The following is a 22417-nucleotide window of genomic DNA, read 5'->3' as shown; positions in this document are numbered from 1 at the left end:
CCCTGTCCTCAAGAACAAGGCAAGGTCGAAGCCGATCTTGGGACCGGCAATTGCTTCAGGTAGGATGCAAAGAACGTCGCCTCCCGAAACAGTTCGGTTCCTGGTGGCACCCAAGCTGCTGGCGGCCAAATCGCGCCGCTGCGCCAAATTCGGCTTATCGATAACGTTGTCGTGTTCGGGCGTCCTTACCTGCGGGCTGACGGCGGCGACTGCGGACTTGTCCATGTCGACGCCGATCCGGTCTACGTCAAACTCTCGGGCGTCTGCGCCGGCTGCCAGTTCGGGCCCATCATCATCAACGGCATACGCCAGAGGCTCAATGAGGCGGTCGCCCGCTCGCGTCATTCCGGTCAACTGAGGATCGCACATGAAACCTGTCTACCTCGACAACAACGCAACCACACGGGTCGATCCTGAGGTCGTGCAAGCGATGTTGCCGTTCTTTAGGGATCAATTCGGCAACCCTTCGTCGGCGCACGCTCTTGGCGCCTCAGTCAGTGCGGCGGTGAGAAAGGCGCGGAGGCAGTTGCAAGCTCTGATCGGCGCGGAGTCCGACGATGAGATCACCTTCACCTCGGGTGGGACAGAAAGCGACAATGCAGCGCTTCTTTCGGCGCTCGAGGCGGCGCCCAACCGAACCGAGATCGTGACGTCCGCGGTCGAGCATCCCGCCGTGCTGACGCTCTGCGCGCATCTTGAGAAGACCCGCCGCGTCAAGGTGCACAGGATCCCGGTGGATTGCCGTGGCCGGCTCGACCTCGACGCCTATATGGCCGCCCTCACCCCACAGGTGGCAATCGTCTCGATAATGTGGGCGAACAATGAGACTGGTGTGATCTTCCCCGTGGTCAGGCTTGCCGAGTTGGCCAAGGAAGTGGGCGCCCTTTTCCATACCGATGCTGTGCAGGCGGTCGGCAAGCTTCCGATGGACCTGAAGTCGACCGCAATCGACATGCTGTCGCTCTCCGGCCACAAGCTGCACGGGCCGAAAGGGATCGGCGCGCTTTTCGTAAAACGTGGCGTCAATTTCCACTCGCTGATCAAGGGGGGCCACCAAGAACACAACCGGCGTGCTGGCACCGAGAATACGCCCGGCATAGTCGGGCTCGGCATGGCGGCCGAACTCGCCTTGAAATTCATGGACGACGAGACCACACGGGTAAAGTCGCTCCGCGACCGTTTAGAGGACGGGATTCTCCAGCGCATCCCAAGCACCTGTGTCACTGGTGATCCCCTGGAACGGTTGCCCAACACCGCAAACATCTCCTTCGAACATGTCGAAAGTGATGGAATTCCACTTCTCCTCAGCCGCGTGGGCATCGCGTGTTCCTCCGGCTCCGCCTGCACCTCCGGCTCGCTGGAACCGAGCCATGTCCTGAGCGCGATGAAAACGCCACACGCGGCAGTCCGCTTCTCCTTGGCGCGGGACAACGGCGAAGCGGACGTCGACCGGGTGCTCGAGGTCATGCCGGCAATCGTGGAGAAGCTGCGTGGCTTTCCCAGTTCTGGGCCGGGTAAGCGAAGCTCCGAAGACGTTCAATCCGGTCTATGCCTGAGCGGCAGCAGAACAGGCTTCCGTTCATGACCCGTCATGTCTTTCTCAACGATACGACCTTGCGCGATGGCGAGCAGGCGCCCGGCGTCGCCTTTACCACGACGGAAAAGCTGGAGATCGCCGAGTCTCTTGCGGCGGCCGGCGTCACAGAGATCGAGATCGGCACGCCGGTCATGGGCGCCGACGAGATCGAAACAATTCGCGCCGTGGTCGCGCGGTGTCTCCCGGTTCGGCTCATGGCCTGGTGCCGGATGACGTCGCTGGATCTCGATGCAGCGATCGAGAGCGGCGTCCACGCCATCAATCTATCGCTGCCTGCGTCGGACATCCAACTTGCCGCCAAGCTCGGCCTCGATAAGGCGGGAGCGCTCCAGGTCATCGAACGTATGGTCAGGCGCGCAGCCGCCGCCGGCTTCTTCGTCGCGGTGGGCTGCGAGGACGCCTCGCGGGCCAATCGGGATCATCTCGCCCGCGTCATCGAGACGGCTGCACGCGCCGGCGCAAGCCGCGTCAGGCTAGCCGACACAGTCGGCGTTCTCGACCCGTTTTCGACCTTCGAACTTGTCGCCCAACTCGTGGCGCAGTCTCCAATCGACCTTGAATTTCATGCGCACAACGATCTCGGACTTGCTGCCGCCAACACGCTGGCCGCGATCCGCGCAGGCGCGCGCCATGCGTCCGTCACCGTCCTGGGGCTCGGCGAGCGTGCGGGCAATGCCGCGCTGGAAGAGGTGGCCGCCGCGATGGCGGTCCTCGACGGCGCGGATACCGGCATCGAGCTGACCGCATTGCCCGACCTCGCCGCCCAGGTGGCTTGGGCCGCCCGCCGGCAGACCGCGGCCATTAAGCCGGTCGTCGGCGCCGATGTTTTCACCCACGAATCCGGCATTCACGTCGCAGGGCTGCTGAAGGACTCGCGTACTTATCAGGGGCTCGATCCGGCTCTCGTGGGCCGCTGCCGGCGTATCGTCATCGGCAAGCATTCCGGCGCCACTGCGATTGCCCATGTGCTGAGCGAAAGCGGCCGCGATCTCGACCCGGATCTGGCAGCCGCGATGGTGGCCCGCGCCCGGCGCGAGGCGGCCGAGACCAAATCGACCGTCACTGCAACGAAACTGGTCGAGCTCTACGATGGAATGTGCAGCGAGGCATCCCTCGCGGAGCTGTGCGGGTCCAGGTCAGCCGTGCGCGAGCGCACCGACACCACAGTTTTCCGACCAGGGAGAATGCAATGAATTGTTCCGCTGACAGCCGCCCTATCGATGTCACCGACATCCTCGCACGACTGAAGCGCCTGTCGGCTGCGGAGGAGTTCTTCGCAGTCCTTGGCGTCTCCTATGATCCGAAGGTGCTGAATGTCTCGCGGCTCCATATCATGAAGCGCGTCGGCCAATACCTTGCCGAAGAAGATTTCTCCGGTCTGCCCGACCAGGTGATTGCCGCGCGGGTGCGCGCGACGCTCGAACGCGCTTACGAAGACTTCGCGATTTCCTCGCCGCTCTCGCATCGGGTCTTCAAGGTGCTCAAAGACCACGATCCGAACAAACCTGCCACGCCGGGCCGCACCTTTGTCCCGTTCGACTCCGTACTGAAGCGGTTCGGACAGGAATGACCGCGACACGGGTTGCGACGCGACAATGTCGAGAAGCCGACAAATCCGTCATCATCACGGCGCCCTCGGAAGCAACCAAGCGAAGTTCTAGGAATAGGGGCAGCGCAAAACAGTTGGCACGAATGATGCGCTCCAAAGAGATAACCGCCAAGCCCGCATCCGGACAGGAGCCTGGAGAAACCGCCAATGCACATCGTAATCTGCATCAAGCAGGTGCCGGACTCGGCACAGATAAGGGTTCATCCGGTGACGAACACGATCATGCGCCAGGGTGTTCCGACTATCATCAACCCTTACGACCTGTTCGCCCTCGAAGAAGCCCTCAGGCTGCGCGACGCCTATGGTGGCGAAGTCACCGTGCTCACTATGGGTCCGCCCATGGCAGAGGACGCGCTGCGCAAGGCGCTCGGTTACGGCGCCGACCGAGCGGTGCTCTTGACCGACCGCTATTTTGCCGGCTCCGACACGCTGGCGACCTCGTTCGCCCTTTCCCAGGCAATCGCGAAGGTTGGCGAGACGTTCGGCACGCCAGACCTCGTCTTCACTGGCAAGCAGACGATCGATGGCGACACCGCCCAGGTCGGGCCCGGCATCGCCAAGCGCCTCGGACTCCTGCAACTGACCTATGTCGCGAAGATCGCCTCTATTGACCTTGCTGCACGCGAGATCAAGGTCGAGCGCCGCTCCGAAGGCGGCACACAGATGCTGAAGAGCAGGCTCCCTTGCCTCATCACCATGCTGGAAGGCACAAACGAGATCCGCCGGGGCTCGATCCAGGACGCCCTGTGCGCCGCGCGCAGCCTGGTCTTGAAATGGAGTGCGGCCGACGCCGGCATTGAGGATCTCACCAAATGCGGCCTGCGCGGTTCACCGACGGTCGTCAAGCGCGTTTTCGCCCCTCCTGCGCGGGCGGAAAAGGCGGCAAAAATCGACACCGCCGAGATGGCTTTGCGCGATGTCGCTGACGAACTCATCACGGCAATCTTCACCCGCCAGCCGGCATTGGAACATGAGCTCGCCTTCAACGGCGGCGCGTGAGAGGGCAAGGATCAGACGATGTCGAACGCGAACCGAGAAACCCCTCGCCCTGCCGCCGGCCGTGCCGGCATAAAGAAGGAGCTGCCCGCGCATTTCAAGGACTACCGGCACGTTTGGGTTTTCATCGAGCTCGAACGCGGTCAGGTCCATCCCGTATCATTCGAACTGCTCGGCGAAGGCCGCAAGTTAGCAGAGAAGCTTCAGGTCCAGCTTGCGGGCGTCGTGCTTGGACCGCCGGGAGAGGCCATCGGGAACGCCGTTGCCGAAGCCTTCGTTTATGGTGCCGACCTGGTCTACATCGTCGAGGAGCCGCTGCTCGCCGACTACAGGAACGAGCCTTTCACCAAGGCGATGACGGATCTGGTCGATACCCACAAACCCGAGATCCTTCTTCTCGGTGCCACCACACTCGGCAGGGATCTTGCCGGCTCCGTGGCGACGACCTTGCAGACAGGGCTCACGGCCGACTGCACCGAACTCGATGTGGATACCGACGGTTCGCTCGCCGCCACCCGTCCGACTTTCGGCGGTTCCTTGTTGTGCACCATCTATACGCTCAATTTCCGCCCCCAGATGGCGACAGTGCGACCGAGGGTCATGCCCATGCCGCAGCGGGCGGATAAACCGGTCGGGCGTGTCATCCGGCACAAGCTCTCGGTAGCCGAGGACGAGATCGTTACCAAAATCCTCGGCTTCCTGCCGGATAGTCAGTCGGCAAAGGCAAATCTTGCCTATGCCGACGTCGTGGTTGCGGGAGGCCTCGGTCTAGGCGCGGCGGAGAACCTGCAGCTTGTGAAGAATCTCGCGCGGGCAATCGGCGCCGAGCATGGCTGTTCGCGCCCGTTGGTCCAGAAGAGCTGGATGCCAGCTGATCGGCAGATCGGCCAAACTGGCAAGACCATCCGGCCGAAGCTTTACATAGCGGCCGGGATTTCCGGCGCCGTCCAGCATCGGGTTGGCGTCGAGGGGGCGGATCTCATCGTGGCCATCAACACCGACCCGAACGCGCCGATTTTCGATTTCGCTCACCTCGGGATCGTCACCGACGCGATCCGCTTCCTGCCCGCACTGACGGAAGCCTTCACCCGGCGGCTGTCGCCCCACAGTCGCGACAAGCTTGCGAGCTAAGGGATGGACATGATTGAGGAACAATTCGACGCCATTGTTATTGGGGCCGGCATGTCCGGAAACGCAGCTGCTTACACCATGGCCAGCCACGGCCTGAAGGTGCTGCAGTTGGAGCGGGGTGAATATCCGGGCTCCAAGAATGTCCAGGGTGCCATCATGTACGCGAACATGCTGGAGAAGATCATCCCGGATTTCCGGGACGATGCGCCTCTCGAGCGGCATTTGGTTGAACAGCGGCTTTGGGTGATGGACGACACATCCCATACCGGGATTCACTATCGGTCGGACGACTTCAATGAGGCGAAGCCCAACCGCTACACGATCATCCGTGCCCAGTTCGATAAATGGTTTTCGCGTAAGGTGCGCGAGGCCGGCGCGACGGTTCTGTGCGAGACGACCGTGACGGAACTCATCCGTGACGCCAAGGACAGGGTGATCGGCGTCCGCACAGACCGGGCCGGCGGAGCCATCTACGCGGACGTGGTCGTCCTCGCAGAAGGTGTATGCGGACTGCTTGGCACGCGGGCCGGCCTGCGCGAGATGCCGAAGCCGCAAACCGTGGCGCTCGCCGTCAAGGAAATGCATTTCCTGCCCGAAGAGGTCATTGAGCAGCGGTTCGGCCTCAAAGGCGATGAAGGCTGCGTGATCGAGGCGGTGGGCACGACCTCCCGCAGCATGGCCGGGCTCGGCTTCCTCTACACCAACAAGGAGTCGATCTCACTGGGCATTGGCTGCCTCGTCTCCGATTTCGCCGCGATGGTCGAGAGCCCTTACGTCCTCCTCGACGCCTTAAAAACCCATCCTTCGATCCGGCCGCTGATCGCCGGCTCGGAAGTGAAAGAATATTCCGCGCATCTCATTCCCGAAGGCGGCTACAAGGCTATTCCGCAGCTCTTTGGCGACGGTTGGGTCGTGGTCGGCGATGCCGCGCAACTGAACAACGCCATTCACCGCGAGGGTTCGAACCTCGCCATGACCTCCGGCCGCATCGCGGCTGAGGCAATCATCGAGGTCAAGAGCCGCAACGGTCCTATGACCAAACGGAATCTCGCCCTTTACAAAGCCATGCTGGACAAGTCCTTCGTGGTCAAGGACCTAAGGAAATACAAAGACATGCCGGCCTTGCTCCACACCAATTCCTGCAATTACTTCACGACTTATCCGCGGTTGATGTCGCAAGCCGCGCAGAATTTCATGCGTGTCGACGGCACGCCGAAGATCGAGAAGGAAAAGGCGACCACGGCGGCCTTCATCAAGGCGCGCTCGCGCTGGGGGCTGGTCAGCGACGCGGTCCGCCTTGCATTGGCGTGGCGCTGAGGGGAGACGAAATGACGATCGCAGTGACGAAGTCACGTGTCGAGGACAAGCTTTACCAGAACCGCTACTTGGTGGATTCCGGCCGTCCGCATATCAAAGTGCTACCGCACGAGAGGCCAAGCGCGAACTTGCTCGCGCTGACCCACGTCTGCCCGGCGAAATGTTATGAGTTGAACGACAAAGGTCAAGTGGAGATCACTGCCGACGGCTGCATGGAGTGCGGCACCTGCCGGATTTTGTGTGAGACCAGTGGCGAGATCGAGTGGAACTATCCACGCGGCGGTTTCGGAGTCCTCTTCAAATTCGGATGACCGACGCACGCACGTATCAAGAGCGTTAGTCTTGGTACACCTGAGGTCGCGACCAACGCCAAGTCTCATCTTTGCTTGAATCGCCTCGCAACGAAGAGAAGCTCGTGAATACTGTGCTTTCACAATTCAGACCCAGATACAAAAGGAGGAGCACTCTGGACGACAACCTCTGAGGTGTTTCCATGGCTCACGTACCGCAAGATCGGGTCGACGAGGTAGCACCTCGGGATACCCGCCCTGAACCGCCCATCAAAAGCATGCCCCAAGCAGATATCGCGCTCAGGGGACTCTACGAGATATCGAAGGTGCTGACCGCCCCCAGCGAGCTGGAGATTACGCTCGCCAATGTCGTGAACATCCTGCCTTCGTTTCTGCAGATGCGTCACGGAGCAATCATCGTCCTGGACGCTGAAGGAGAGCCGGAGATTGCCGCAACTGCCGGCAATACCCACGCACCTCAATCAGGCACTCGCCGCGTCATACCACAGGCCGTAACAGATCAAATCGTCGCTACGGGGACGCCGCTCTTGATACCGGACGTCCGCAAGTCCCAACTATTTCAGGCTGACCTTCAAACGTCTTCGAGCAGCGGCACCATCCCAATTGCCTTTATCGGTATCCCGCTAAAGGCTGATCATAAGATCCTTGGGACATTGTCGATCGACCGCGCCGGAGACGGCGCCACCGACTTTCGCGACGACGAGGACACATACTTCCTGACGATGGTCGCCAACCTTGTAGGCCGGACCATCCGTCTCCATCGCATCCTGAGTACAGATCGTCAGCGGTCTGTCCATGAGCAATGGAGACCGGAGAAATCGCCCAACGAGGGTAGGACCTACGACCCTGCCCGGCATGCGGATGTCAAAATCGACGGGATCATCGGGGAAAGCCCCGCACTCAAGCAGGTCCTCGAAACCGTCTCGGTCGTAGCAGGGACCAATTCCACCGTGCTACTGCGGGGTGAAAGCGGCACCGGCAAGGAATTCTTTGCGCAAGCCATCCATAAGCTCTCACGTCGGAGGAAGAAGTCTTTCGTCAAATTGAACTGCGCCGCACTGTCTGAAAGCGTTCTGGAGTCAGAACTGTTTGGGCATGAAAAGGGCGCTTTCACGGGTGCTATCTCCCAGCGCGCCGGTCGTTTTGAATTGGCAAATGAGGGAACGCTGCTACTTGATGAAATCGGCGAGATTTCGCCGGCCTTTCAAGCCAAGCTGTTGCGTGTCTTGCAGGAAGGCGAGTTGGAGCGAGTCGGCGGCACCAAAACGCTACAGGTCGACGTGCGCCTCATATGCGCCACCAACAAGGACCTCGAGACGGCCGTCATAAAAGGGGAGTTCAGGGCCGACCTTTATTACCGCATCAATGTGGTGCCGATTATCCTGCCTCCGCTCAGAGAGCGACCCGGCGATATTCCACGCCTTGCGAACGCCTTCCTCAACCGATTCAACAAGGAGAACGATCGCGCACTCGCCTTCGCGCCGTCGGCGCTTGACCTGATCTCGCAATGCTACTTCCCTGGTAACGTCCGCGAGCTGGAGAACTGCGTCCAAAGGACGGCCACACTTGCGCGTTCAAGGACGATCACGCCATCCGATTTCGCCTGTAAGAAGAGCCAGTGCCTTTCCTGGCTCCTCTGGAAGCGAGCCGACCGCTCGAATGGCGGCAATACCATCGACGATCTCGCACGGGTCAACGCAGTGCCGGTCGGATTGCGGCTGCCGGCCACTCGCATCGGTGCCTCCGCAGGCAACGTATCTCCCCTTACGGCCGGCGATCCGAACGATCCCGCTTGTCCCCCGTGTCTGACGGAACGCGACCGGCTGATCGACGCGATGGACAAAGCCGGGTGGGTTCAGGCCAGGGCGGCTCGTATCCTCGGCCTCACGCCGCGGCAAATCGGCTACGCCCTGCGCCGACATGGCATCGAGGTGAAGAAATTCTAGACGTTGTGATGACGTCAAACGTAAGCCCGGAGTAGTCTCCCTCACACTCTGCGCGCCCAAGGCTGGTAGCCTTCGCGACCCGATTTGCTTGTCCACTGTCGGAAGCCCGACAAAGGTGTGTCGGAGCAATCCGACGGATTCCGACACGAAAGCCAATTCGTGAACCAAAACCGCTCTTTGAGCTGGCATGGCTCTTGCGGTTTGAACTGCGACATTCACCCAGCAACGGAGCCGTTCGATGTCCGCACCGGCAATTTCGCTTGAGAGCCTCAGCACGACATTCGATGACCAGTTGCTTGCCACCGTGAAAGCCGGTGGCTGCGCGTCTTCGTCCTGCGGCTCGTCGATAAAGCCGGACGACACGGATCCGGCTGTCTGGGACAAGATCAAGGATCACCCCTGCTTTTCAGAAGAGGCGCATCACTATTTCGCGCGCATGCACGTCGCGGTCGCGCCCGGCTGCAATATCCAGTGCAACTACTGCAATCGCAAATATAACTGCGCCAACGAAAGCCGGCCTGGGGTGGTCTCCGAAAAGCTGACGCCCGACCAGGCGCTACGCAAGGTGATCGCGGTCGCCAACGAGGTGCCGCAGCTTTCCGTGCTCGGCATCGCCGGACCTGGCGATGCCTGTTACGACTGGAAGAAGACGAAGGCAACGTTCGAACGAGTCGCCAGGGAAATCCCAGACATCAAGTTTTGCATCTCCACGAATGGGCTCGCGCTGCCGGACCATGTCGAGGAGCTTGCCGACATGAATGTCGATCACGTGACGATCACCATCAACATGGTCGACCCTGAGGTCGGTGCAAAGATCTATCCTTGGATCTTTTACGACCATCGCCGCTACGTCGGCATCGAAGCCGCCCGGATCCTGCACGAGCGGCAGATGTTGGGCCTGGAGATGCTGACCGCGCGCGGCATCCTCACCAAAATCAATTCGGTGATGATCCCCGGCGTGAACGATGAGCATCTGATCGAGGTGAATAGATGGGTCAAGGAGCGAGGCGCGTTCCTGCACAACCTCATGCCGCTGATTTCGGACCCGGCGCACGGCACGCACTACGGACTGAGCGGGCAACGCGGCCCAAACGCAATGGAGATGAAGGCTCTTCAGGATCGTGTCGAAGGCGGCGCCCAGTTGATGCGCCACTGCCGGCAGTGCCGGGCAGATGCCGTCGGCCTGCTCGGAGAGGATCGTGGCCAGGAATTCACAGTCGACCGGATTCCCGGCGAGGTCACCTACGATGCCAGCAATCGCAAGGCCTATCGGGAGCTGGTCGCGGAGGAGCGCCGTGATCACGTGGCTGCTAGGAGAGAAGCGATCGGATTGGTCAAGGCAGCGAGCCCCGGCAAGTCCCTTCTCTTCGCGGTGGCGACCAAGGGCGGCGGCCGCGTCAATGAACATTTCGGCCATGCGAAGGAATTCCAGGTTTATCAAGCCTCGCCGGGAGGGATCAGCTTTGTCGGGCATCGCAAGGTGGAGCAGTATTGCCTCGGCGGCTGGGGCGGAGAAGCCGCCCTCGATGGCGTCATCGCAGCGCTTGAAGGCATAGATATCGTGCTGTGCGCCAAGATCGGAAATTGCCCCGAGGATCAGCTCGCGGACGCTGGAATCCGAGCCACCGACGCTTATGCCCATGACTATATCGAGACCGCAATCAGCGCGATTTACGCCGCCGCGTGTGGGACCCCCGCACTCGCGGCGACGGCCTGAGCTGTCTCATTCATTCGGACCAGGAGTTAAAATGGCTTTCAAGATCATCGCATCCCAATGCACCCAATGCGGCGCCTGCGAATTCGAATGTCCCTCCGGCGCGATCAAGTTCAAAGGCGAGAGCTACGTGATCGAGCCGCACAAGTGCACCGAGTGCGAGGGGGTCTTCGATGCGCAGCAATGTGCCTCGGTATGCCCGGTGCCGAAGACCTGCGTTCCTGCGTGACGGACATTGGGCTGCCGACATGGTCGGGGATGCCTTTGCAGGACGCCTGGAACGCCTTTGTTCACGATCTGCAGCCTCAAGAGAAATCAGGGAACGGACATGTCGCTCGGACGCGAAGAGGAGGTCGAAATCCGCAGGCCTCCACGATTCATGCCGGGAGAGCGGGTACGTGCCACTCGCCACATAAAGAATGACGGCACCTATCCTGGCAGGGAGATCGGCGAAAATCTCGTGCGGAAGGGCGACGAGGGATATGTGCGCGACATTGGCACCTTTCTCCAGCAATTCTTCATCTATGCGGTCGAATGGATCGACCGTGGCACCGTCGTCGGCATGCGAGCGCGTGAACTGATGAGCCTCGACAAAGCCGAGGCGCCCTGCAGTGCTGATAGCAATACCAATGAAGGGACGGCCAGATGAAAGTCATGATCCGCAGGACCGAGGCTGGCTTGTCGGCGTATGTCCCGAAGAAGGACCTCGAAGAGCCGATCATCAAGCTCGAGAAGGAAGAGTTGTGGGGCGGAACTGTGACGCTCAGGAACGGGTGGCGGCTCCTCCTACCCGATCTTCCACGGGATACGCGTCTGCCGATCACCGTCGAGGCAAGGAAGGTTTCCGAAGAGGACTGATGCTGCCCGTTCATAAGGTGCGTCGCGAGGAAACGAGCATGAACACGATCCTGACATCGGGCCACCTGGTCATCGTGCGGGACAGTTTTGCCGAAAAGCTGCTTGACCTGGCGAAGGAAGCGCTCGCCGCCGATCAGGTGATCCCCTATCTCGGTCCGGGTCTTCTTGGGTTCAACTGTGCGGAACCGCCTGTGCCGCATACGCCCGAGGTCGTTGCCGCGGCACTCAATGCACGGGCGCCAGCCCCTTCCAGGATCCGCACCAATATGTGGTCGGTTGCGCAGTTCATCGAACAGCGCCGGCATCGCCGGACGCTTCAAGCTTGGATGACCGACATATTCGCAGCGCCGGTGGCGCCTACCCTCCTCCACGCCTGGCTCGCAAGGCTGCCGCTCTCCCTCATCGTCGACAGCTGGTACGACGGCGCGATGCGCACGGCTCTCGTAGAGACCGGCCGAACGGACGTCGTTGAGATACAAGGCGTCACGCGGGCGAACGAAATCGGTAACATTTGGACGAAAACCTACGATTTGTCCGGGAGGGAACTCGACCCCCGATCGGGGGCAAAGACGGTTCTCTATACACCTCACGGGAGTATTAGGCCGGCGCAAAACTTTCTCGTGGCAGATTCCGACTATGTCGAAGTCCTGACCGAAATCGATATCCAGACACCGATCCCAGACGTGGTGAAGGAAGGGCGCATCATCCGTGGATTTTTCTTCGTTGGCTGCCGCTTCAACGATCAGATGCTGCGCACCTACGCCAGGCAGATCATGAAGCGCTCCCGAGGTCCACATTGCGCGGTAATGGACGCGGAAACGCTGACCAGAAACGAAGCGCGTTTCCTTGCGGCAAGCGGAATCACGGTGATCGACATGCCAGTAAGTGAAGCCGCGGCTCGGCTTATAGGGAGGGGCACTGCTGCAGGTGGTGGACAGGATTAACAATGGCGGGCCCCTTTGATGATTGGTCCTTCGGCTTGCCTCGAAGGCGCAAAATGCAGTCGGGAATACACCCGTGAGCAGTGATGCTATTGGCAGCGCAACGAACGCTCTGAATTCGTTGACCCATGTGGAAGCGGCGCGCTGGGGCAGGGATTTGAGTACGCTGTTGCGTATCACGCGTATGAATTTGCGGCATCCCTGGCAGGTCGCCTTCGCTATGGGCTCGACGATCATGGCGGCAATCCTCCAGTTGCTCATTCCCCAGCTTCTCGGCCGGGCTGTCGACCAGACCCAGACAGCCATCGGGGGCGGTGTCGCGGGGACCGCGGCAGGACAAGCGCTCTGGACCCCGGCTCTCCTGCTGCTCGCCGTCAGCGCGCTACGCGGCCTTTTCACGATGGCGCAGAACTATTTTGCCGAAGCCGTCGGGCATCATGTCGCGTACGAACTGCGGCTCGCCTACTACGACAAGATCCAGCGTCTCAGCTTTTCCTTTCACGACCGGGTCCATTCAGGCGATCTGATCACCATCGGAATGCTCGATCTCCAAGGCGTGCGGATGTATTTTTCCACCGCGCTCGTTCGCGTGCTCCTGCTCACCATGCTGATCGGGATCGGCGCCTACATGATGATCTCGACCGATCCCATGCTCGGCCTGGTCGCGCTGAGCTTCGTGCCTTTTGTCGCCTGGCGCTCATCGGCCACACAGCTTAGGCTGCGCGCCACCTGGCTCGACCTGCATGAGCGGCTTTCGGTACTGAGCCGCGTGATGGAGGAAAATCTCGCAGGCATCCGCGTGGTCCGCGCTTTTGCGGCTCAAGCCTACGAGATGCTGAAGTTCGACGGCGCTTCCAAGAACGCGCTCGACCTCGCCCACGACCGCGTTGACATCTACGTGCCCAGCACGTCGACGATGACCTTGTCCTTCTTTTTCGCAATGGGATTGGTGCTCTGGATCGGTGGCAGCAAGCTCGTCGCTGGCGAGATCAGCGTCGGAACGGTGGCGACCTTCCTGACCTTCATGACAATCCTGCAAATGCCAGTCCGCCAGATCGGCCTCATGGTCAATGCCTTTGCCCGCGCTTCTAGCTGCGGTTCGCGGCTTTTCGGTCTCCTCGACCAGGAGATCACAATCAGGGATGCTCTCGAGGCCAGACCGCTCGAGATACGCGACGGCACTCTGCGCTTCCACAATGTCTCGTTTGCGTACCCCAGCGCCGAAAACCGCGCCATTTTGAAGAACCTCAGCTTTGAGGCCCGTAGAGGCGAGACGATCGCGATCGTCGGTCCGCCGGGTTCGGGCAAATCGACGATGGCTCATCTGGTCCCCCGCTTTTACGACGTGACCGGTGGCGCCATCACGCTGGACGGCCAGGACGTACGCAATGTCACCCTCGCGACGCTTCGCAAGGCGGTCGCCGTCGTACAGCAGGATGCATTCCTATTCACCACTACGATCGAGAACAACATCGCTTATGGCGATCCCTGGGCGAAGAGACAGCGAATCGAACGCGCTGGCGAATTCGCCCAGCTCCACAACTACATCCTCGGGCTCCCAGCAGGCTACGAGACGGTCGTGGGCGAACGCGGCGTCTCTCTCTCTGGCGGCCAGCGCCAGCGTCTCACGATTGCTCGCACCATGATGCTGCGCCCCTCCGTCGTCGTTTTCGACGACTCAACGGCCGCGATCGATGCCGGCACCGAGCAGCGCATCCGCGCGGCGATGCGGCGCTTCGCCAAGGATCGGGTGACGATCATCACCGCGCACCGGCTGAGTGCGCTTGTGCATGCCGATCAGATCCTTTTTGTCGATAACGGCGAAATCGTAGAACGCGGCACGCATCAAGAGCTTTTGGCGAAGCGGGGACGCTACAGGGCCCTTTACGATCTCCAGACGCGCCCGGGTGATGACAATATGACCCAGTATGGGGGCGCCCGCTGATGGCGCAGGGCCGCGCCGGCGAAGTCGAAGCCGAACGTGACGACGGTAGACGCCCTCCGCGCGCGGTTGTCGGCTCGCACCGCATCGAGGAGGAGATGTTCGGCCGGGCTTTCGACAAGAGCATCCTCCGGCGCATCTGGGCTTTCGTCCGTCCCTATCGGGCCAGGGTAGTCATCACGATTGCAGCAATGCTGATCTTCACCGGGACGCAGCTTCTCATCCCGTTGATCATCCGCTACGCGCTCGATCAGGGCATGAACCCGGCAAGGACCGATCGCTCAGCCCAGCTCGCGGCCGTCGGCGCGTTCGTTTTGGCGATTTTGGTCAATTTCGCTGCCGGCTACATGCAGGAAACCGTGGTTGGGAAAGTGGCCGAAACTGTCCTGTTCGACATCCGCCGCGCCATGTTTGGCCATCTGCAGAAGGTTTCGCTCTCATTCATGGACAAGACCGAGGTCGGACGCCTCATGTCGCGCCTGCAAGGCGACGTCAACTCCATACAGGAATTCCTCGAAACCTCGGTATATTCCGTAGGCGATGTTGCGCTTCTCTTCGGCATCGTTTTCGTAATGCTGTGGCTCGACTTCCGCCTCGGCCTCCTGACGCTCTCGGTTCTGCCGGTCCTGGTGATCGTCCGCATTGTCTGGCTGCCGCGTGCCCGCGACGCCTTCATGGCCGCACACGAGACTAATTCCGTCGTCAACGGCGCGCTGGCCGAAGCCATTCACGGCGTGCGCACCGTCCAGTCAATGGACCGCCAGCAGGTGAATTTCATCCTTTTTGACGACAAGGCCCATGCCAACCTCAGGACCCACCTGATCGCTGCCAAATATGCACTGGTCATGGTGCCTATCGTCGATGGCCTCACCGGCCTCGCCATGGCCGCCGTTATTGTGGTCGGCGGCTCGATGGTCATGAATGGCCGCATAGATGTGGGCGTATTGGTTGCCTACCTATTTTACATCCAGCGCTTCTTTGACCCGATCCGCTCACTCACCCTGCAATATTCGGTCATGCAGCGCGCCATGGCCTCAGGCAAGCGCCTGACCGATGTGCTCGACGTCAAGATCGATGTTCAGGACAAACCCAATGCCGAGGTGCTTTCGCCCGAAATGGACGGCTCGGTCGAGTTCAGGGACGTCACCTTCGGCTACAATCCGAACCGTTCGGTGCTGAAAAATGTCTCCTTCCGGGTCAATCCCGGCGAGACGGTCGCACTGGTCGGGCCGAGCGGTTCTGGCAAATCGAGTGCGATGGCCCTGGTCCACCGCTTCTATGATGTTCAGCAGGGCCAAGTGCTGGTCGGCGGATATGATGTGCGCGATCTCACCCAGGAATCGCTCGGCCGCCAGGTCGCCATGGTGCTGCAGGAGCCATTCCTGTTCACCGGGACGGTCTTCGAGAACATTCGATACCACAAGACAGAGGCCACGCGAGACAAGGTGATGGAGGCGGCCAAGGCGGTCGGCGCCCACGACTTCATCATGAGCCTCGCCGATGGGTATGAGACCCAACTTGGCGAACGCGGCGACAACTTATCTCTCGGCCAGCGCCAGCTCATCAGTTTCGCTCGCGCCCTCGTCGCCGACGCCAAGATCCTCGTGCTCGACGAAGCTACCGCCAACATCGACAGCTACACGGAAATGCAGATTCAGAAGGCTCTGATAAAGCTGCTTGAAGGGCGCACTGGCCTCGTCATCGCCCACCGTCTTGCCACGATCCGGGGTGCCGACCGCATCATCGTGCTTCAGAATGGCCAAGTTATTGCGACTGGCAACCACGATCAGCTAATAGCCATGGGGGGTCTGTATTCCAAACTCTACAATCTCAACTACGCCTCCTTTGACGATATTCCAGAACACGATACGACCGTACAAGCCGGCTCCCAGACCTGACGTCTTGGCGGCCTTGTGGTACTGACATTGACTTCGGGCGTGCCGGCGGACACTCAGGCCGCCGCAGACGAGGAAGCCAGGCAGCATTCATGCAAAGCACTCGCGCGGATCGTGAAGACCGGTTGCGAACGATTTCCTCCAGCGTCGTTATCCGACCGCGGTGCACGCCGCGACATCGGGCGAACTCGCTCCAGGTGGTGTCGCTCGGCGTAGCAAAGCCGCTCGCGAGCGCGCCCTCAACAGCGCCGTAGCGAGTGACGGCTTTGCTACCGCCGAGCCGCTGTTGAAGCTGGATGCGGGAGCCGCCACCGGCGCCGCCCCGGGCGAGAAGAACCTCTTGCGGCGGGCTATGGGCAACGACTAGCGCGAGCGCGACGAGCAGATGCGTGCCGGCATCGTGACGCGCTCGGCCATCATCTCCTTAGGATCGTGTAGTCTCACACCGTGCCCAGATGCCGGCCAACGCACAAACCTGGTAATCTGTGCCGCCGGCTCGTCGTCAGTTTGGCCTCCCTCACGATTTCCCAATCCCCACCACGTGCACGCTCGAGCACGTGGATGTGAGGGAGCGCTGTTACAACGATTTAACCTTCAGATCAGACCGCGAATTTCATGGTCAGCCAAGTCGAGCCATGATTTCGGATTGAATGGTCGTCGCGGTGTACAGGGAAGCATCTAGCGGCAGATTTCCAAATGCCAGTTGACAAAGCAGGTAGTTAGCACCTGCCTCTTCCAACTGACTGAGCAGAGCTTCTCGCACAGACGCTGCTGATCCTACCACGCACAATTCACTCTCGACTGCCGCATCGAAGGTCAGCGGCAGGTTGGGTGGAGTGGGGATAGCGTTAAGCTCGTAAAGGAATTGGAAGCTCTTGAGCCATCGTTCGTAAGCAGGTGCCGCGAGCGAATAGGCATGTGTGTCACAACGCCCAACCACGACCATGCGGAGCAATCCAATAAATGGCGCTCGATCGCCCGCGCCAGTGTTGTCCTCTTGATAGGCGCGGAACGCATCAGTAGTTTTGCGAACAGAAGAGGAAGGTCCTACACACGCGATATTTGCTCCATTCGCAGCGGCCCAGGCTGCGGACTCGGGTCGATTGGCGGCGACCCATGTCGGCGGATGTGGACGCTGATGAGGTCTTAGCGTCAAAGGAACGTCATTGAGCTCAAAATGGCGGCCTTGATAGCACAGCGTGCCAACCTTCATGGCATTAACAAGTATTTCAACAAGAATTTCGCTGGCTTCCGCATAGCGGCCCGGCACCGCGTCCGCACCAATCCCGAAGTAACCCAATTCGATCGGGAGAGCACCGCGCCCTATGCCCAGTTCGAGCCTGCCACCGCTCAACTGGTCCAGCATACAGATCTCTTCGAACGCACGCAGCGGATGATAAAGCGCAAGCAGCATCACCAAGGGTCCGAGACGCAGGCGCCGGGTGCGCTGGGCGACGCTCGATAAGAACAGATTCGGCGATGGACCTCTCCCATGGGGGGTACAGTGGTGCTCTGCGAGATGATAGGCATAGAACCCTAGCTGATCGCACGCCTCTGCTAATATCAGGCGATCTTCGTACTGCCGGGCGATATCGAGGCCGTCCTCGTCCAGATGATCGAAGATGCCGAAGGCTAGGTTTGAAGGAAAGACGTTTGTCACTCGATATTGTCCCCGATTTTAAAGAAAAATGTTGTCGTGCTTGGGTGACCAAGCAAGTCTAAAGATAGCAATGTGTGATATCGGATTAGCGTCAGCGTACCGAACGAGCAGAGCCTGACGCTCCCCTGCCCGTGGTGCTTGGTATGTTTAAGCTTCCAACTATATCGCGAGCGGCAGCAAGAAATGCATCCAATTGCTCTTTTGTGCCGATGCTGACGCGGATGCAATGTTCCAAACCATTGTCCGGAAAGTAGGCAACGAGTATCTTTTGCCTTTCCAAGGCTGCTTGCCACCATGAGCCGTCCTGTCCCGCTGGCACACGGGCTAGCAAGAAATTTGCGTGGGAGGGCGTTACGGAAAATCCAAGTTGCGACAGTGCGGCTGTCACTCGCTGTCGTTCATGTCTGATGTGCTTGTGGTTCTCTGCGTAGGCGCCGCGATGCGCAAGCACGCTGATACCAACCGCATGCCCGATCACGTTCATGTTGAAGACGTTCTGGATGTTGCGCAGCCTGCCAATAATCTCAGGGTGACCGAAACCGAAACCGACGCGAATGCCGGCGGCGGCATAGCTCTTCGAAAATGTTCTCAAGATCAGAAGGTTCGAATAACGGTTGATGAGGCGCAGCCCGTGATCGGGTGCAAAGTCGACGTAGGCCTCATCAAGGACGACCAGGCGATCCGATTGTGCCACGAGGCGTTCGATATTGCTTATCGAGAGGAATGTTCCGGTCGGATTGTTTGGATTGGCCACCAGAATGAACTTGGCGTCTTTTGCCGGACCGGAAAGCAATTGCTCCATTGGCAGCGAATGAGTTTGACATCCGATCTCGAGAAACTCAGCACCATGCAACATGGCAAGTTTGCGGTTGAACGAAAACCCTGGCGATATCATCGCCACCTTGTCGCCAGGGGCGAGGAAAGCTCTGTAGATGAGTCCGAGCAGTTCAGACGACCCGTTGCCTGCGATGACCTGATCCGTGGATACCCCATAGGTATTGGACGCTGCTTCCCTCAAGCTGATGTTATCGTCGTCCGGATACAGATACTGGCGATTGAGGGCCGCCACTGCACTTTGCATTATGATTGGCGGCAACGGAAACGGGTTCTCATTCGTATTCAGCTTGACAAAACTTTTGTCCGGCGCTGGTCCGTTGGACGGCAGAGCATCTAACTGTCGCGTCCCTTGCGGAAGAGACGAAAGCACAGCTTGCAGTTTTGCATCGGACATATTTTATCTCCGTTTCAGTCGCACAGGGGCATCCGTATGAGCTCGCAACGAGAGCAACATGGCGGACGGATTGACGATGGCAGCGTCGCCTTTCACAAGATGGTCGCAACGCCGGCTGCCACGGGAATTCGGCCAGGCTGTCCTCGGTCGGATCGACTTGACGCGGACGCGGATCTGCATCCCTGCGCGGGCCAAGCCGCTAAGCGGTCTTAGCTAATCCGCCTGAGTCATGCTTTCACAGACGCTTGACCTCGATGCCGTATTTCCTCAGCACGTAGCCAATCTGGCGCGGGGTCAGTCCAAGCAGGCGCGCCGCCTTTGCCTGCACCCAGCCACATCTTTCCATGGCAGCAATGACGCGCTCGGCGTCGGTGGTCCTCGCGCCCAATGAGTGGGTTGCTCCGGCAGGCGGGACTGTGGTGGCGGCCGAACGAGCGGCCGCATCCGGCGGCGTGGCCGAATTCACTGCCTCTGGCACGATTGGCGCTGGTTGCAGCGCGGCCTTGCCCGATCTGCTCTTCCGCAGCGCCTCGGCAAAGCATTGGTCGTGGGAGCACGCAAAGTCGTTTCTCCCGATTGATAGTCCCTCCGCCAGGATCGCTGTCCGGTGCACGCAATTTTCAAGCTCGCGAATGTTGCCGGGAAATTCACATTTCATCAGTACTTCAATCGCACGCGCATCGAAGGTCAGCGTACGGCCGTTCTCATCGTTGAAATTCTTGAGAAACTCAGCTGCGAGGAGCGGAATATCGCTGCGCCTTTGGCGTAATGCCGGCACCAGCAAGGGAACCACGTTGATGCGATAATATAGGTCGGCGCGGAACTCATTCCTTGCAACCGCCTCTTCAAGGTTCCTGTTGGTGGCGGCAATCACGCGAACGTCGACCTTGATGGTCTGGTTGCTGCCGACGCGCTCAAACTCCTGCTCCTGCAGCACGCGCAGTAGCTTTGCCTGGAAGGAGGCCGAGATCTCGCCGATCTCATCCAGAAACAACGTCCCCTTGTCGGCGAGCTCAAAGCGACCCTTGCGGGAATTGAACGCGCTTGTGAAGGCACCCTTCTCATGACCGAACAATTCGGATTCCAGGACTGTCTCTGGCAGCGCTGCACAATTGAGTTTGATGAAGGGCCGCTTGGCGCGCGGCGACAACTCGTGAATTGCCTTGGCGACCAGCTCCTTCCCGGTACCGGATTCGCCTCGCAACAGAACCGTGGTCTTTGCCTTAGCTACAACTGCGATCTTCTCGAGCAGCGCGCTTAGCGCCGGACTATCGCCAATCATTCCCTTGACGTGAACCTTCTTGCGCTGCGGTGCAGGGTGCTTGAGATCAGAGAATTGCGTTTGCAGCCCATCTTCCACCTCCGTCGGTCGTTCGCGGTCGCCCGCGGAGAAGCGGTGCAACTTGACTGTCTGTCCCACCATGTTGGCGATCATGGTGAGCAGCCGGACATCATAATCGAGCCGATACGTTGACCTGCTGTCCAAGGCGCGGTCGATAGTCAGCGTGCCTACGGCGTTCCCATCAACACGAATGGGAACGCCGATGAAGGACACGGTGTCGGAGGCCCCAAGCACCTCTATGTCAGCGGCAGTGAAGGCCGAATGCACCGCTATGTTCTCGGCGACGAGCGGCGTGTCCGTCGTCACAATCAGATCGATTGCCTTGCGCGGCAGGCGCATGCGGGAGCGCTCATCGCTGTTCTCGTCGCAGCCGGTGACTACGGTGATGTCCAGTACGCCCTCAGCGTCGAAGAGAGCGATGATGCCGTGCCGCATCTGCACAAACGAGGGCAGGAGATCGACGACCTTGGCCAACGTGACTTCGAGCCGGGCGGGGTCCGTGAGTACTTTCGATATTTCGAAGATGCCGGTAAGCGCGTGCTCGTGCGATGGCACAAAAGGGACCGCGGTGTTCATCTCGGACTTTGGGTAAGCCCTTTTCGCATCCGGAAGCGAAATGCGGCACTCGCTGGCATTTTGTTCTGATTTGGGAATGTTGTGGTGCATATGATCCTCGATCTCGCGCCATGAAATGCATGCCGGCGGCATGTGCGCCCGCGACGTCGCGGGCAAGCGCGAAAATGCTCTGACGTGAACTCGTGCCACCGCCGTGTGGTCGAGTACAAAGCGGGTCGACCCCTGACGCATCGCTTGGCTCTCCCTCCACGAAGCTTGGCCACGTTCTCGGCTTGCACGGGGGCAACCACACGTTGATTTTCAAAAGACTGGAGCGAGGCGGGATAGTCAATCGAGCTTTCTTTCATTCGTGAAAGGAAACCTCGCGGCCTATGATAGAATTCATCAGTTCTAATTTTTGTCGGCGATGTTGAACGACAGAAATACGGCGCCGGCGATGCGGTGCCCGAGCGGCTGACCGCGCCGAGTTGCCGGGCCGTGCCAGTCACCAGCGCCTGCGAACCAGGGGCGGGAGCGATAATCACTGCCGACGACACTGGTCGGTCGCGGCAACCGCCATTTCCTCGATATTGATGACGCAGATAAGGCGGCGGCGTCGCGTGTGAAGGCGCGAAGGTGGCGGTCGAGCGCGGCTTTCTCGGCGGTGCTTGGAACTTCTGAACCGCATCGTCGCGGTCAGCACCAGCGGCGTCAATCCCTACGTCTCGACGTCGCTTTCAAGCTGTCGCTGCAGCGGGAGCGCGGCAAAGAACACGGCAATTCTGCGCCCTGGTGCCAGCGATGCGGCCCTTCCCAAAGTCGGCAAACCGAGGAGCCCGCCACGATGTGCAGCAAAACCGCAAGCCAGAGAGATCGACCGGCAATCTGCCGGAGAACATCAAGCGCGTGCTGGACGGCGGCCTTGTCAACCGTCTTGTGCCACCGCATTCATCCCATCATTGGCGAGCCCAACGTCAGTTCAGGTCATGCGGATCCATTTGGCATGGGTATTGCGGCGGCGTTGGTGCAGCGTTCGACCGGAGCGCCGCGATAGGGAGAAGCCCGGGAGAAGTCACGCCACCTCGATCCGGTCAGGGAGAGAGAAACAGTGTCAGCTGCACAAGTCCGCGGCGCGAGTCCCGCGCCCCGCAAACCCTTCTATGCCAAGCTTTACGCGCAGGTGCTTGCCGCCATCGCCCTCGGCGTCGCAATTGGCTATTTCTATCCAGGGACCGGCGAGAGCCTGAAGCCGCTGGGCGATGCCTTCATCAAGCTGGTCAAGATGATCATCGCGCCTGTCATCTTCCTGACAATTGCGACCGGCATTGCCGGCATGAACGATCTTCACAAGGTCGGCCGGGTCGCCGGCAAG

At 60.1% G+C, this 22417-nt stretch carries 21 protein-coding genes; 18 read left to right on the top strand and 3 right to left on the bottom strand.

Annotated elements, in window-relative coordinates; all coding sequences use genetic code 11:
- Positions 1 to 171: 171 nt before the first annotated feature.
- The 17 genes from NKJ32_RS26715 (at position 172) to NKJ32_RS26635 (ending at position 16624) form a co-directional block, all read left to right on the top strand.
- On the top strand, positions 172 to 417 hold the full coding sequence (locus NKJ32_RS26715) for a NifU family protein (protein ID WP_352472419.1): 246 nt from the start codon (positions 172 to 174) through the stop codon (positions 415 to 417).
- The gene (gene nifS, locus NKJ32_RS26710; protein WP_352829374.1) at positions 368 to 1585 is read left to right on the top strand and encodes a cysteine desulfurase NifS; all 1218 of its coding nucleotides are present in this window, start codon (positions 368 to 370) and stop codon (positions 1583 to 1585) included. The genes NKJ32_RS26715 and nifS overlap by 50 nt, the downstream gene beginning before the upstream one ends.
- Positions 1582 to 2790, top strand: a complete 1209-nt coding sequence (gene nifV / locus NKJ32_RS26705; protein WP_352639909.1) for a homocitrate synthase — start codon at positions 1582 to 1584, stop codon at positions 2788 to 2790. The genes nifS and nifV overlap by 4 nt, the downstream gene beginning before the upstream one ends.
- The gene (gene nifW / locus NKJ32_RS26700; RefSeq protein ID WP_352480507.1) at positions 2787 to 3167 is read left to right on the top strand and encodes a nitrogenase stabilizing/protective protein NifW; all 381 of its coding nucleotides are present in this window, start codon (positions 2787 to 2789) and stop codon (positions 3165 to 3167) included. The genes nifV and nifW overlap by 4 nt, the downstream gene beginning before the upstream one ends.
- Positions 3168 to 3353: 186 nt before the next feature.
- Positions 3354 to 4205 (top strand): electron transfer flavoprotein subunit beta/FixA family protein, encoded by an 852-nt coding sequence (locus NKJ32_RS26695; RefSeq protein WP_352639912.1) that lies wholly within the window; start codon positions 3354 to 3356, stop codon positions 4203 to 4205.
- Positions 4206 to 4223: 18 nt separating this feature from the next.
- Complete coding sequence (locus NKJ32_RS26690; protein WP_352829372.1) at positions 4224 to 5333, top strand: electron transfer flavoprotein subunit alpha/FixB family protein; 1110 nt, start codon at positions 4224 to 4226, stop codon at positions 5331 to 5333.
- A gap of 9 nt (positions 5334 to 5342) precedes the next feature.
- Positions 5343 to 6650 (top strand): FAD-binding protein, encoded by a 1308-nt coding sequence (locus tag NKJ32_RS26685; protein WP_352450801.1) that lies wholly within the window; start codon positions 5343 to 5345, stop codon positions 6648 to 6650.
- A gap of 11 nt (positions 6651 to 6661) precedes the next feature.
- Positions 6662 to 6961, top strand: coding sequence for a ferredoxin family protein (locus NKJ32_RS26680; RefSeq protein ID WP_352480510.1), 300 nt, complete (start codon positions 6662 to 6664; stop codon positions 6959 to 6961).
- A 182-nt stretch (positions 6962 to 7143) separates the two neighbouring features.
- The gene (nifA, locus tag NKJ32_RS26675; RefSeq protein WP_352829370.1) at positions 7144 to 8907 is read left to right on the top strand and encodes a nif-specific transcriptional activator NifA; all 1764 of its coding nucleotides are present in this window, start codon (positions 7144 to 7146) and stop codon (positions 8905 to 8907) included.
- Positions 8908 to 9145: 238 nt separating this feature from the next.
- A complete protein-coding gene (nifB, locus tag NKJ32_RS26670) occupies positions 9146 to 10624 on the top strand; it encodes a nitrogenase cofactor biosynthesis protein NifB (RefSeq protein ID WP_352641279.1) in 1479 nt (492 codons plus the stop codon).
- Positions 10625 to 10655: 31 nt separating this feature from the next.
- Entirely contained in the window at positions 10656 to 10850 is a 195-nt protein-coding gene (locus tag NKJ32_RS26665) for a 4Fe-4S dicluster domain-containing protein (protein WP_352457023.1), read from the top strand.
- A 99-nt stretch (positions 10851 to 10949) separates the two neighbouring features.
- The gene (locus NKJ32_RS26660; RefSeq protein WP_352516056.1) at positions 10950 to 11270 is read left to right on the top strand and encodes a nitrogen fixation protein NifZ; all 321 of its coding nucleotides are present in this window, start codon (positions 10950 to 10952) and stop codon (positions 11268 to 11270) included.
- Positions 11267 to 11479, top strand: coding sequence for a putative nitrogen fixation protein NifT (gene nifT, locus NKJ32_RS26655; RefSeq protein WP_352687744.1), 213 nt, complete (start codon positions 11267 to 11269; stop codon positions 11477 to 11479). The genes NKJ32_RS26660 and nifT overlap by 4 nt, the downstream gene beginning before the upstream one ends.
- A gap of 38 nt (positions 11480 to 11517) precedes the next feature.
- Positions 11518 to 12423 carry an SIR2 family NAD-dependent protein deacylase gene (locus NKJ32_RS26650; RefSeq protein ID WP_352829368.1) on the top strand — a complete coding sequence of 302 codons (906 nt, stop codon included), beginning with the start codon at positions 11518 to 11520 and terminating at the stop codon, positions 12421 to 12423.
- 73 nt (positions 12424 to 12496) lie between these two features.
- A complete protein-coding gene (locus NKJ32_RS26645; RefSeq protein WP_352829366.1) occupies positions 12497 to 14365 on the top strand; it encodes an ABC transporter ATP-binding protein in 1869 nt (622 codons plus the stop codon).
- Positions 14365 to 16260, top strand: a complete 1896-nt coding sequence (locus NKJ32_RS26640; RefSeq protein ID WP_352784640.1) for an ABC transporter ATP-binding protein — start codon at positions 14365 to 14367, stop codon at positions 16258 to 16260. The genes NKJ32_RS26645 and NKJ32_RS26640 overlap by 1 nt, the downstream gene beginning before the upstream one ends.
- A 160-nt stretch (positions 16261 to 16420) precedes the next feature.
- Positions 16421 to 16624, top strand: a complete 204-nt coding sequence (locus tag NKJ32_RS26635) for a hypothetical protein (protein ID WP_352829364.1) — start codon at positions 16421 to 16423, stop codon at positions 16622 to 16624.
- Between the two features lie 252 nt (positions 16625 to 16876).
- Here NKJ32_RS26635 and NKJ32_RS26630 read toward each other — a convergent pair whose 3' ends face one another.
- From NKJ32_RS26630 to nifA (NKJ32_RS26620), 3 genes are all read right to left on the bottom strand, one after another.
- Complete coding sequence (locus NKJ32_RS26630; RefSeq protein WP_023678254.1) at positions 16877 to 17917, bottom strand: LLM class flavin-dependent oxidoreductase; 1041 nt, start codon at positions 17915 to 17917, stop codon at positions 16877 to 16879.
- Positions 17918 to 18008: 91 nt separating this feature from the next.
- The gene (gene hisC, locus NKJ32_RS26625) at positions 18009 to 19148 is read right to left on the bottom strand and encodes a histidinol-phosphate transaminase (RefSeq protein WP_023678255.1); all 1140 of its coding nucleotides are present in this window, start codon (positions 19146 to 19148) and stop codon (positions 18009 to 18011) included.
- Positions 19149 to 19383: 235 nt separating this feature from the next.
- The gene (gene nifA, locus NKJ32_RS26620; RefSeq protein WP_502902700.1) at positions 19384 to 21156 is read right to left on the bottom strand and encodes a nif-specific transcriptional activator NifA; all 1773 of its coding nucleotides are present in this window, start codon (positions 21154 to 21156) and stop codon (positions 19384 to 19386) included.
- Positions 21157 to 22153: 997 nt separating this feature from the next.
- Between nifA (NKJ32_RS26620) and NKJ32_RS26615 the strand changes: the two genes are divergently transcribed.
- Positions 22154 to 22417 (top strand): cation:dicarboxylate symporter family transporter (locus NKJ32_RS26615; protein WP_352829362.1); only part of this gene is annotated, 264 nt, incomplete at its 3' end.

The organism is Mesorhizobium sp. M0159 (assembly GCF_040322295.1).
Taxonomy (GTDB): Bacteria; Pseudomonadota; Alphaproteobacteria; order Rhizobiales; family Rhizobiaceae; genus Mesorhizobium.
The sequence above is the reverse complement of the archived record's forward strand: the minus strand, read 5'-3'. Positions and strand labels throughout refer to the sequence as shown.